Source organism: Actinoplanes cyaneus (assembly GCF_016862095.1).
Lineage (GTDB): Bacteria > Actinomycetota > Actinomycetes > Mycobacteriales > Micromonosporaceae > Actinoplanes > Actinoplanes cyaneus.
The window spans coordinates 13376-24457 of sequence record NZ_BOMH01000061.1 but is presented as its reverse complement, the minus strand read 5'-3'; the positions used below and the strand labels follow the sequence as shown (position 1 = coordinate 24457).

General features: G+C 69.7%; 8 protein-coding genes. 5 read left to right on the top strand and 3 right to left on the bottom strand.

Annotated features, from left to right (window positions below; genetic code table 11):
• Positions 1–7 precede the first annotated feature (7 nt).
• The 3 genes from Acy02nite_RS36105 to Acy02nite_RS36095 form a co-directional block, all read right to left on the bottom strand.
• The gene (locus Acy02nite_RS36105) at positions 8–592 is read right to left on the bottom strand and encodes an MmpS family transport accessory protein (RefSeq protein ID WP_203751768.1); all 585 of its coding nucleotides are present in this window, start codon (positions 590–592) and stop codon (positions 8–10) included.
• Positions 593–942: 350 nt separating this feature from the next.
• Positions 943–2337 carry a glycoside hydrolase family 43 protein gene (locus tag Acy02nite_RS36100; protein WP_203751765.1) on the bottom strand — a complete coding sequence of 465 codons (1395 nt, stop codon included), beginning with the start codon at positions 2335–2337 and terminating at the stop codon, positions 943–945.
• A gap of 11 nt (positions 2338–2348) precedes the next feature.
• Entirely contained in the window at positions 2349–4811 is a 2463-nt protein-coding gene (locus tag Acy02nite_RS36095) for an alpha-L-arabinofuranosidase family protein (protein ID WP_203751762.1), read from the bottom strand.
• A gap of 487 nt (positions 4812–5298) precedes the next feature.
• Here Acy02nite_RS36095 and Acy02nite_RS36090 point away from each other — a divergent pair, with 487 nt between their 5' ends.
• The 5 genes from Acy02nite_RS36090 to Acy02nite_RS36070 all read left to right on the top strand — a co-directional run bounded on the left by Acy02nite_RS36090 (position 5299) and on the right by Acy02nite_RS36070 (position 11076).
• Complete coding sequence (locus Acy02nite_RS36090) at positions 5299–5838, top strand: SigE family RNA polymerase sigma factor (RefSeq protein ID WP_203751747.1); 540 nt, start codon at positions 5299–5301, stop codon at positions 5836–5838.
• Positions 5822–7021, top strand: coding sequence for a hypothetical protein (locus Acy02nite_RS36085; protein WP_203751744.1), 1200 nt, complete (start codon positions 5822–5824; stop codon positions 7019–7021). The genes Acy02nite_RS36090 and Acy02nite_RS36085 overlap by 17 nt, the downstream gene beginning before the upstream one ends.
• Positions 7022–7109: 88 nt before the next feature.
• Complete coding sequence (locus tag Acy02nite_RS36080) at positions 7110–7598, top strand: SRPBCC family protein (RefSeq protein WP_203751742.1); 489 nt, start codon at positions 7110–7112, stop codon at positions 7596–7598.
• Positions 7595–8791, top strand: coding sequence for an acyltransferase family protein (locus Acy02nite_RS36075; RefSeq protein ID WP_203751739.1), 1197 nt, complete (start codon positions 7595–7597; stop codon positions 8789–8791). The genes Acy02nite_RS36080 and Acy02nite_RS36075 overlap by 4 nt, the downstream gene beginning before the upstream one ends.
• Before the next feature lie 173 nt (positions 8792–8964).
• Positions 8965–11076, top strand: coding sequence for a PhoX family protein (locus Acy02nite_RS36070; RefSeq protein ID WP_203751736.1), 2112 nt, complete (start codon positions 8965–8967; stop codon positions 11074–11076).
• Positions 11077–11082: the final 6 nt, after the last annotated feature.

Genomic DNA, 11082 nt, shown 5'->3' with positions numbered 1-11082 from the left:
CCGTTTTCTACAGATTGCTGGCAGTGCAGGTGACCACGGCGAAGTCGCCGGTGGACTTCTGTTCCACCTTCAGCGCGCCGTCGATGTAGATTTTGCAGCCGACCGATCCGCTGCCTTTGTCCTGCGCGATGAGCGAGACGACGTTCCAGCCGGTCACCGTGACCTCCTTCGTCCACGGCAGGGCAGCGCCGCCGGCCTGCTCGGTGCCGAAGTTCGCGGTGGTGTAAGTGATGTCGGCGGCGTCCCCGCCGGTCACCTCGTAGCGGACCGTGTGATCGGTCTTGGACTCCTTGGTGACGTCCGAGGCGGCCTTGCCGAAGATCGCGAACCCTCCGCCGCAGCAGAGGACGACCAGCCCGCCGATGATCCCCAGGATGATCCAGAGTGTTTTGCGGCTCTTCTTCGGCGGCGCCGGGGGCGGGTACTGACCCGGGAAGTAGGGCTGCTGCGGCGGGAACTGCCCGCCCGGCTGGCCCGGCGGAAAGCCCGCACCCGGCGGCGGGAACTGTCCACCTGGCTGGTACGGCGGGATGCCCGCGCCGGGTGGTGGGAACTGTCCACCGGGCTGTTGTGGATGCTGTTCCGGTGGCATATCTGGTTGCACTGTGGTGAATCCCCTCCGTGGCCACGCAGGCTCGGTGACCGCTTGATCACGAAAGGTATTTCCCCAAGATCAACTTGTGAATTGACCGAACGGTAGGGAGTTGCCGCACGGACGGCTGAAATCCTTTCGGATGTCCGGCTGCGAGCGGAAGTCGCGGCTGGGGGTGACCGGTCACGGCGTCGCGTGAGGCGGGGCCACGGCCGTGGTGCGCTGCCGGGATCGTGGTGCTCGGCTGGATGCTGCGGTGCGGGTCCCGCGGTCGCCGGCCACCGGCTGCTCGCTGGTTCGAGGGCGCTGATCGCCCCGCATCAGCGGGCTGCCGGTGACCGGCCTCGGTCTCAGCTGAGCTGGAAGACCGTCCCCGTGGTGCCGGTGGTGACGACGCCGGAGGCCACCCGCAGGTACACGGCCGGGTCGGCGACCGTCCGGATCGTCACCCCGCCCCGGGCCGGGACCCGGCGCACCGGCGTGCCGGCGGCGTCCAGCGTCACGGACGTGCCGTCGATCCGGACGAACAGGGACGGCTTGTCGACCGACTGGATGAGCTCGCCGCCGGCGGAGGCGGTGAACCGGAACTGGGTCGAGGCCAGGTCGTGCGGCGCCGGGGCGACCTGGACGGCCGTTCCCGCGTGGCGCACGAACTGACCGGCGACGCTGAGCCGCACGATCGGGCCGCCGTCACCGACCGGCACGCCGAACAGCGGCGTCCCGTCCGGATGCCAGTAGAGCTTCTGCACCCGGGTGTGGCGGTTGGGGTCGTACAGCGGGTCGCCGGTGATCTGCTTGTAGTCGCGGGCGTGATAGACCAGCACGTCGGTCTTCCCGTCCTCGGCCACCGTGAACGAGTTGTGCCCGGGGCCCCACCGCTTCGTGTCGTCGTTGCTGACGAAGATCGGGTCCGGGCTCTTCACCCAGCTCGCCCGGTCCAGCAGGTCGGCGTGCGCGTCAGCGGTGAGCAGGCCCATGCAGTAGTTCGCGTCGGTCGCGCTCGCCGAGTACGTGAGGAACACCCGCCCGTTGCGGATGATCACGGCCGGGCCCTCGTTCACCCGGTAGCCCTGGATCTCCCAGCTCTTCGTCGGCGTGGTCAGCCGCGTCGGTTTGGTTTTGAGCGTCCACGGGTTCGCCAGCTCGGCGATGTAGACGCTGGAGTTCGCGACGATCTCCGGCTCGCTCTGCGCCCACAGCAGGTACTGCCGGCCACGGTGGCTGAACACTGTCGCGTCCAGCGCGAAGCTGTCCCATTCGAGCGCGATCTCGCCCTTGACGGTCCAGCCGGCCGGGTCCATCGGATCGTCGAGAGCCGATTCCAGGACGAACGGGCGAATGTGCCAGATGTCGTCAGCGTCGCTGCTGGTGAAGTAGATGTACCACTTCCCGCCGATCCGGTGGATCTCCGGCGCCCAGACGAAACCACCCATCTTGCCGCTCGACGGCCGCGTCCAGATGGTCGTCTCGGTCGCGTCGGTGAGCCCGGCCAGGGTCGGCGACCTGCGCAGCACGATCCGGTCGTACTCCGGCACCGAACCGGTGAAGTAGTACGTCCCGTCGTACCGCTGGCTGATGAACGGGTCGGCCCGCCGGCTGATCAGCGGCTGGGTGGTCGGGACGCCGTAGATCTCGGCGTCGGTGCGCACCGGGTCGGCGTGTGGGGCGCCCTCGGCGCCGGCGGGCAGGATGACGGCGAGCGTGCCGAGGGCGGCGCCGCCGGTCAGTAGGGTCCGACGATTCATGATCGGGCTCCTCATCGGGTCCGGATGCGCAGGAAGGTGACCGAGTTGGCCGGGAACTCACGGGTGAAGCTCGACGAGACGCCCTTGATCGTGCTGGTGACAGGCAGGATCGGCTCGGCGGTACGGGTGTTCTGCTCACCCGGGTCACCGGCGAGAACGGTCATCTTCGCCGTGCTCGCGACCTTGCGCCCGCCGAGGTCGATCGTCGTGGTCGCCGGGGTGTCCTGGGCGTTCACCACCTTGACGATCAGCTCACCGGTCTTCGCGTCGGTCGTGACGACCTGCGCGAACGGCTCGGTCACGGCGTTGTCGTCGAAGCTGCCCCACTCCTGGCCGTCGAGGTAGAGGGTCACCTTCGTACCGCGGACGGAGATCTTCAGGTCGTAGGTCTGACCCGTGGTGACCGTGTTCGGCTTGGTGAGGATCTGCTCCTTGGCGCTGGTGATGCCCTTCTCGACAGCGCCCTGGGTGTTGTTCCAGCCGCCCAGGTTCCACCAGTAGAAGTTGCCGGTGTCCTGGATGCCGAACGCGACCAGGAAGCCCTCGGCGCCGGCCTGCTTGGTGGCCTTGAGCGTGTAGTCGTAGTCGGTGTCGGTGATGGTCGCAGCCTTGACCATGGTGTCCTCGGTGTCGGTGGTCGTCTGGGCGTACCCGCCGCCGATCACCGTCCAGGCGCCACGGTTCTGCACCGGGGTCCAGCCGTCGGCGTTGCCGTCACCGAAGTCGTCACTGAAGATCGTCGTGCCGTCCGGCCTGGTCACCTTGACGTCGTCGTAGGTCGCGGCGGTCCGCCAGGTGGACAGGCCGATCGCGCCGGTGATCGGCTTCGGCTGCACGACGCGGCCGCCGCTGACCGCGCTCGGCACGACCCGGTCGCCGACGTTGTTCATGAACAGCTTCTGCATCTGGTAGCTGGTCGAGCCCCACGACTCGTCGTTGTCGAACCAGATCATGTCCGGCTTCCACTGCACGTTGTCGATGTTGGCGAGCAGCGGCGCGTAGGACGCCATCTTCACCACGTCGGCGTTGCGCTCCAGGCCCGTCATGTAGGCGGCCTCGGCGAGGGAGTTCGCGAACTTGGCGTCCAGTGACGCGTATTCACCGAGGAAGACCTTCGGACCATTCCTGTCGTACGAGTCGTAGCGCGCGTTGTTCTGCAGGAACCACGCCGGGCTGTTGTAGTAGTGCTCGTCGACCATGTCCGTGCCGTGGGCCTTGTTCTTGGCCCACAGGTTGTCGAAGGTGGCACCCTGGTCGTCCGGGCCGGAGTTGCTGACGACCGTGAAGCCCGGGTGCTTCGCCTTGATCGCGGCCTCGAACTTGACGAAGTTCGCCCAGTACTCCTCGGGCAGGTTCTCCTCGTTGCCGACCGCGACAGTGGTCAGGCCGAACGGCTTCGGGTGGCCCATCTGCGCGCGGAGCTTGCCCCACGTCGAGGTGACCGGCCCGTTGGCGAACTCGATCAGGTCGAGCGCGTCCTGGATGTGCCGCTGCAACAACGCCTCGTCGACCGTGGCCTTGTTCTGCCCGCACCCGGTGACCAGGGCCGGCAGCACCGGTAGCGGCATCGCGCCGATGTCCTCGGAGAACTGGAAGTACTCGTAGTAGCCCAGGCCGTAGGACTGGTTGTAGCCCCAGAAGTTCTTGTTGGTGGCGCGCGTCTCGACCGGCCCCACCGTGTCCTTCCACTGGTAGGCGCGGGCGCGCGGGTAGTTGCTCGCGGCGTCGTAGGAGGACATGCTGCCGGTGTTGACCAGGCAGCCGCCGGGGAAGCGGACGAAGCCCGGGTGCAGGGCCGCGATCTTCTCGGCGAGGTCCTCGCGCAGGCCGTTCGCGCGTCCCTTGTAGGTGTCGTGCGGGAACAGCGAGATCTCGTCGAGGCTGAGCGCCCCTGCCGTGCTGACCGTCAGGCGGCCCTTGTCGGTGGTGGCACCCGCCTTGACGACCCCGGTGTACTTCCTCCAGGAGTCACCGCTGACTCCGATCGTGATCGGCCGCGCGCCGGTCACGTCGACCTGGACGGTGGCGGTGCCGCGGGCCCAGATCGAGAAGTCGTACCGTTCACCCTTCTTCAGGGCGATGCCGCTGTTGTAGCCGGCGTTGGTGACGCTGCCGGTCAGCTTCAGGTAGTTGCGGTTGCGGTCGTTGAGCCGCCGGTCGTCGTTCACCACGGTCGCCGAGCCGGACGGGGTCCAGGCGGTCAGGCCGGTGAAGCCGGTCGCGTCGGTGGCGTCGAACTCGAACGAGCGGTTGCGCACCAGCTCGGCGTAGAGACCGCCGTCGGCCGCGTAGTTGATGTCCTCGAAGAAGACGCCGTACTGCTGACGGGACAGCCGGGCGCCGTCGGCCGCCGGGCCGACCGTGATCGTGTAGTCCGGTTCGACCGGACTCGCCGAGACCGGCGGGGCGGCCGCCAGCGGCAGGGAGACCAGGACGGCTGCTACGCCGGCCAGGCGCTTTCTGTTTCGGGGCATGCGAAGTCCTCCGATGCGGGATGGGGACGCAACGTGGATGTATCGGGGATGTTTCGTATCGGGGCGGTAGGCAATGTGTACGCAAACATCGATAGCGCTGTCAAGAGGGCGGCGTCGATGTTCTGCCTGCCGAAACTCCCGCCCTGGCGCACGAAGAGCGCTCTTGTTAGCGTTAACGCAACCGGTCTGCGCGGAGCCCGGACAGGACGGTTTCCTATCGATGGCCGACGCTGTGTCGGAGTCGCCTTCACGAACTGCTCCCGCCGTGCGGGATCCGCGTGCCGCGCCGGCCACGGCAGCATCACGGCCTCGTCGCGCGCCCGCTGTGCCCGTTCGTTTCCGCAGCGGCCGGCCAGGATGAGTCCCACCAGGCTGACCAGGGCGAACGGGGCCGGGCAGAATCTTCTCCGAAAATAGTTCGGCTCCACCGCATCCGGAGCAGGGTCTTCCGGCCGTCTAGTGCTCGGACAGACAGGAGCCATGGTTGGTGAACAGTGACGAAGAGACGAACTATCGAAGTTTCGTCGACGCGCAGGCGCACTCGTTGCGCCGGCTCGCGTACCTCACCTGCGGCGACTGGCAACTGGCGGAGGACGCGGTCTTCACCGCCCTGGCGAAGCTCTACACCCGGTGGCGGCGCGTCGACCGGCCGGAGAGCTACGCCCGAAGCATGGTGGTGCGCGCCGCCATCGACGAGGGGCGCCGCCCGTGGTGGCGCCGTGAGCAGCCGGCCGGTCACGCCATCCCGGAGCGCGCCGTCCCCGACCGCACCGACGAGGTCGACGAGCGCCTGCGCATCCACGCCGCGCTCGACCGGCTGCCGCGGCGCCGCCGGGCCGTGCTGGTGCTCCACTATTTCGAAGGCCTGACCGTGCAGGAGACCGCCGAGGCGCTCGACTGCCCGGAGGCCACCGTGAAGAGCCACATCGTCCGGGGCCTGCGGACGCTGCGTGAGGTTCTGGGCGCCGGCGCGGATCTGCCGGCCGGAGAGTTGGACGAGGTGGAGCGCTATGCCAGACATGCGTGAGTTGCTGGAGACGGCGTACGCCGGCGAACCGCCCATGCGGCACAGCACCGACGACTTCGTCGCGGGAGGCCGCACCCGCCGGGCCCGCCGGCGCGCGGCCTGGGCCGCCGGCGCGGCCGGGACGATACTGGCGGTCGCCGCCGTCGCGGTGGTGCCGCAGATCGTCGCCGGGCACGGTGAGGTGCCGGCGAGCGCCCAGGACGCGATTCGCTACCCGGTGACGGCGTTCGGCTACACCCTGACCGGCTACACGATCGGCGGCATCGCGGTCAGCGACCCGGTCAACGTCACCCCCGGCTATCAGCAAGCCCGGATCCGGCGCGGCGACGAGGCGACCCGCCTCGACCGGGGCGACGGCACCTCCGAGAAGGTCGAGGTCAGCAGCTCGGTGCTCACCGTCTACCGGTACGGGGTCTTCGACTCGGCGGCGGTCGGCGGCGGCGAGCCGGTGCAGGTCGGCGGGACCACCGGGCGGTACGTCCCGGACACCATGCTGGCCTGGCAGTACGGGCCGGACGCCTGGGCGGTGATCCGCTCCGCCCCCGGCCACCTGAGCCTGAACGACATGGTGCACGTGGCGGCGGCGATGCGGATCGGGCCGAGCCGTCCGGCGACACTGCCCTGGCGGATGACCTACCTCCCGGCCGGCTACCAGCTCAGCTCGATGGGCCTCGTCGCGGACGACAGCGTGTCCGGCGCCCACGTGCAGCGGGGCGCCGCCCGGTTCACCCGGCAGCCGGAGCGGTACTCCGGGCTGAGCGGGCCGCTGACCGGCGCGGACGCCGACAGTCTGCGGATCAAGGTCTTTCCCCTGTGGTACGGCGAGAGTCAGCTCCCCCCGCTCCTGCGCAGGACCTCCGCCCAGCCGTCGGCCGGCCCTTCCTACGAGCCGTCCCTCGACCCGTCGAGGTGGCCGTCCTACGATCCGTCGGCCGGCTCCTCGGTCTGGCCGACGTCGGACCCCTCGGCGTATCCGTCACCCGTCGATCCGTTCTGCGTGCCCGGGCAGAGCCGCTGCTTCCGGTACACCGCCGACGGCGCGTACCTGATCGAGGCGACCGCCACGGCGCCGGAGCAGAACGGCGAGTTGATCCAGGTGCTGCGCGGCACGCGGCTCGCCGATCCCGACGACCCCACGACCTGGTCAGAACTCGGTGAGGCGTTGCCCCGCCCGGCCCGGTAGCCACCGAACGTCACACGACACCCCCTGCGTTCACCCCTCCCGGTGGTGGATCGCTTCGCCATGCCCGGACGGAGATTCAATGATCAACATGCAACGCCGCGTCATCCCGGCGCCGGTCAGGGTTCTCGGTAACCTGCTCGACCGGCTCGCCGGTCCGGGCGACCGGCTGTGGCCGGTCGACCAGGAGCCGCTACGGCTCGACCGGCCGCTCGGCGCCGGCGCGACCGGCGGCCACGGCAACCTCAGGTACACCGTCACCGCGTACGAGCCGGGCCTGCGGATCCGCTTCACCTTCCTGGCCGACTCGCCGTTCGAGGGCTTCCACGAGCTGTGGGTACGGTCGCTCGCGGTGGACCGGTCCGAGGTGGTGCACATCCTGGTGGGCCGGCCGCGCGGCGCGATGCTGCTGCTCTGGCCGCTGGCGGTGCGCTGGACGCACCAGGCGCTCGTGGCCGGCCTGCTGGACAACGCCGAACGCGCCGCCACCGGCCGGGTCCGTCACCCGGCCCGCTGGTCACCGTGGGTCCGGCTGCTGCGCGCCGTGACCGCGGCGCCGGTGACGGAGGCGGCCCCATGACGATGACGGCGGTCGAACCGGTCCGGCTCACCGAACCGGCGGTCCCCGCCGCGCCGGACGGCCGGCGCACGCGCCTGGCGGCACTGGACCTCTTCCGGTTCGTCGCGGCCCTCGGCGTCGCCCTCTTCCACCTGGTGGCGGTCGCCGGTACCGGGAGCGTCCGCATCTGGGGCGAACCGCCCGAAGCGGTCTTCGGCGCGTTCTACCGGATCGCGGCGTACGGCTGGGTCGGCGTCCCGTTCTTCTTCATGATCAGCGGTTTCGTGGTCTGCATGACCGCCTGGGACCGCACCCCCGAGCAGTACCTGCGCTCCCGGTTCGTGCGCCTGTTCCCAGCCCTGTGGGTCTGCATGACGATCACGACGGTGGTCGCCGCCGGCTATCCACGGGTGTTCACCCCGGTCCCGTTCCGGGCGTTCTTCGCGAACATGTTCCTGCTCGCCGACCCGCTCGGCGTGCGCCGCGTCGACGACGTCTACTGGACGCTCTGGCTGGAACTCAAGTTCTACCTGCTGTTCCTCGTCGTGGTGTGGATCGGTGTCACGTACCGCAACGTGGTCGCCTTCTGCCTGCTCTGGAGCGCGGCCTCGGTGCTGGCGGCCGAGATCGGGAAACCCTGGCTCGACGCTCTGACGATGCGCGGCAACTCCCACTACTTCGTGGCGGGCATCGCGTTCCACCTGATCCATCGTCGTGGCTCCCGGCCGGAGCTGTGGTTGCTCGTCGCGCTCAGCTGGGCCCTGTCGATGCACTACTACGAGGGCAACCCGTGGCAGGCCGGCCACGGCATGTCCTACACGCCGTCGAGCATCGCGGTGACGCTCTGCTTCGCCGCCCTGGCCCTGCTGGCGGTGGGCCGCCTCGACCGGATCCGCTGGCGCCCGCTGGCGGCCCTCGGCACCGCCACCTACCCGTTCTACCTGCTGCACTACGTCGCGGGATTCGCCGCCGTCCACCTGCTCCGCCGGCACACGACGATCGACCCGGTCCTGCTGCTGGTCCTCGTCGTCGTGGCCCTGATCGGCGTGTCGGTCCTGGTGAGCCGCCAGGTGGAACGGCCTCTCGCCGCCCGGCTGACAACGGCGTTCACCAGAAGGACCGTGCCGGGCGATGCAGAGGTCCCCGGTGCCGTCGGCACGTCGCCTGCCGGGCGGGCGGAGTGGACGGCGGACGGACGGCATCGACGTCGCTGAGCGGCCGCGGCGGTCGGCGGGCCTTCCCCTGCTCGCCGGGAACGGTGGACGATGGGGTGGCGACTTCGACGTTCACCTTTCGTTCACCGGGCCCCGGTGGCCGCCGTACGCCGGTTTTCATACCTTGCCGGGAAGGCCGTCACCTGCGCGGGACCATTCACGAGGGAGATTTCATGACAGACAAGCCTCGCCGTTTCCTTCCACTGCTGGGACACAGCGGCGGCAACCGGGACGCGATGACCTGTCTCTACCGTTGCGGGAACGCGTGTGACCACCCCGCGCCCAACGAGTCCGGGAACGCGTACCTCGGCGATGTCGTCAGCTCCGAGCTGAGCCGCCGCGGGGTCCTGCGCGCCGGCGCCGTCGGCGGGATGGTGCTGGGCTTCGGTGGCGCTGTCGCGGCCGCCACCCCGGCGATGGCCGCGACCCCGGAAGCCCTGATCCCGGAGTCCCTGAGCCACCGCCCCACCCGGGCCGGCGCCCTGACGTTCGAGACTGTCGCCCCGAACACGCGGGACGCGGTCACCATCCCGGCCGGATACAAGACGTCGGTCGTGATCCGCTGGGGTGACCCGGTCGTCGCCGGCGCGCCCGCGTTCGACCTGCACCACCAGAGCGCGGCCCGCCAGTCGCTGCAGTTCGGCTACAACAACGACTTCGTCGGCGTGGTCCCGCTGCCCGGTCGCGACGATCGGGCGCTGCTCGTGGTGAACCACGAGTACACCAACGAGGAGCTGATGTTCCCCGGCTTCACCAGCCTGGACGCGCTCACCGTCGAGCAGATCGAGACCGCGATCGCCGCGCACGGCCTCTCCGTGGTCGAGATCGAGCGGGTCGGGCGCACCGGTCAGTGGAAGCCGGTGAAGAGCCGCCACCTGCCCTACAACCGCCGGATCACGGCGCTCGCCACCAGGTTCAGGCTGACCGGCCCGGCCGCCGGCACGGCCGCGCTGAAGACCGCCGCTGACCCGCGCGGCACCACCGTCATCGGCACGCTGAACAACTGCTCCGGCGGCGTCACCCCGTGGGGCACGGTGCTCTCCGGCGAGGAGAACTTCAACCAGTACTTCGTCGGCGCGGACAGCGCTCCGGAGGCCGACAAGGTCCGGCTGGCCCGCTACGGCATCCCGACCACCAGCCGCTACCCGAGCGGCTCGCGCAAGTGGGACCGCGCGCAGGAGCGCTTCGACCTGGCCAAGCACCCGAACGAGGCGAACCGGTTCGGCTGGATCGTCGAGGTGGACCCGTCCGACCCGGACGCGGCGCCGCGCAAGCACACCGCGATGGGCCGGCTCAAGCACGAGGGCGCGAACGTCATCGTGGCCCGCAACGGGCACGTCGTGGCGTACATGGGTGACGACGAGCGCTTCGAGTACCTGTACAAGTTCGTGTCCGAGAAGAAGTACCTCCCGGGTCACTCGCACCTGGCCCGCAAGCACAACCTGACGCTGCTGGAGTCGGGCACGCTCTACGTCGCCAAGGTCACCGGCGACAGCCCGGCGTCCGAGATCGACGGCACCGGGCAGCTGCCGTCGGACGGGCGGTTCGACGGCAAGGGACAGTGGATCAAGCTGGTCTCCGGCAACCGGTCGTTCGTGCCGGGCATGACCGCGGCCGAGGTGCTGACCTTCACCCGCCAGGCGGGCGACGCGGTCGGCGCGACCAAGATGGACCGGCCCGAGGACGTGCAGCCGAGCCTGCGTACCGGCAAGATCTACGCGGCGATGACCAACAACACCAACCGTGGTGTCGGCGCCAACGCGCCGGTCGACGAGGCGAACCCGCGCGTGGCGAACAAGCACGGCCACATCTTCGAGATCACCGAGGACCGCGGCGACCACACCGGCACCACGTTCCGCTGGCAGCTGCCGATCGTCTGCGGCGACCCGGCCGCGGCCGACACCTACTTCGGCGGGTACGACAAGAGCGCCGTCTCGCCGATCTCCTGCCCGGACAACGTCGCCTTCGACAGCGCCGGCAACCTGTGGATCTCCACCGACGGCACGCCCAGCACCCTGAAGACCAACGACGGCCTGTTCGCGGTGCCGGTCGAGGGCCGGGAGAAGGGCCACCTCAAGCAGTTCCTCACCGTGCCGGTCGGCGCCGAGACCTGCGGCCCGTTCATCACCGCCGACGACAGGTCGGTGTTCACCGCGGTCCAGCACCCCGGCGAGATCACCGGCGCGACCGTCGACAAGCCGGCCTCGGTCTGGCCGGACGGCGATTACGCCAAGCCGGCGGTCATCGTGACCTGGCGCGGCGACGGCGGGCCGGTCGGCAGCTGATCCACC

Coding starts and splice junctions, on each gene's coding strand:
- Acy02nite_RS36105 (WP_203751768.1), bottom strand. CDS start 592: ATGCCACCGGAACAGCATCCACAACAGCCCGGTGGACAGTTCCCACCA.
- Acy02nite_RS36100 (WP_203751765.1), bottom strand. CDS start 2,337: ATGAATCGTCGGACCCTACTGACCGGCGGCGCCGCCCTCGGCACGCTC.
- Acy02nite_RS36095 (WP_203751762.1), bottom strand. CDS start 4,811: ATGCCCCGAAACAGAAAGCGCCTGGCCGGCGTAGCAGCCGTCCTGGTC.
- Acy02nite_RS36085 (WP_203751744.1), top strand. CDS start 5,822: ATGCCAGACATGCGTGAGTTGCTGGAGACGGCGTACGCCGGCGAACCG.
- Acy02nite_RS36080 (WP_203751742.1), top strand. CDS start 7,110: ATGCAACGCCGCGTCATCCCGGCGCCGGTCAGGGTTCTCGGTAACCTG.
- Acy02nite_RS36075 (WP_203751739.1), top strand. CDS start 7,595: ATGACGATGACGGCGGTCGAACCGGTCCGGCTCACCGAACCGGCGGTC.
- Acy02nite_RS36070 (WP_203751736.1), top strand. CDS start 8,965: ATGACAGACAAGCCTCGCCGTTTCCTTCCACTGCTGGGACACAGCGGC.